Source organism: Oleiphilus sp. HI0128 (assembly GCF_001635365.1).
This window is the reverse complement of sequence record NZ_LWGG01000695.1, coordinates 1-460: the sequence shown is the minus strand read 5'-3', so window position 1 is coordinate 460 and position 460 is coordinate 1. Positions and strand designations below refer to the sequence as shown.

General features: G+C 48.9%; 2 pseudogenes. One reads left to right on the top strand and one right to left on the bottom strand.

Annotated elements, in window-relative coordinates:
* Positions 1 to 234 (top strand): annotated as a pseudogene (locus tag A3763_RS08565) (transposase); the annotation flags it as partial.
* A 35-nt stretch (positions 235 to 269) separates the two neighbouring features.
* Here the strand turns inward: A3763_RS08565 and A3763_RS28520 are convergent.
* Positions 270 to 460 (bottom strand): annotated as a pseudogene (locus A3763_RS28520) (IS3 family transposase); the annotation flags it as partial.

Here is a 460-nt window from a genome sequence, read left to right as displayed (position 1 = left end):
GCATTGACCTCCAATGGACACGTTCGGTATGAACTCAAAACCCCGTATCGCAATGGCACAACCCATGTGATCTTCGAACCCATGGACTTCATGGCCAAGCTGGCTGCACTGGTACCCAAGCCGCGCGTCAACCTCACCCGATTCCACGGAGTCTTCGCACCGAACAGCAAACACCGTGTTCAGGTCACACCGGCTAAACGCGGAAAAAAGCCTGACAAACTAGAAGCAGCCGATACCGGCGTTTTTCAAGGTAGTTGTCGCCTGAGCATTTAAGCTGCTTGTTTTTCCTTCTCCGGGTTCAACTTAACGTCACCCACTTTCTCCCAGTTCCGCGTAGCTTTTGACCACCTTATTTGGTTCTTTCTTTTCATCTTGCGATAAAGCTCATCCCTCTTCGATAATATTTCTTCATCCAGACCTAAGTGCCTTTGCTCTGGGGTAACAAAGTTAATTCGACTAT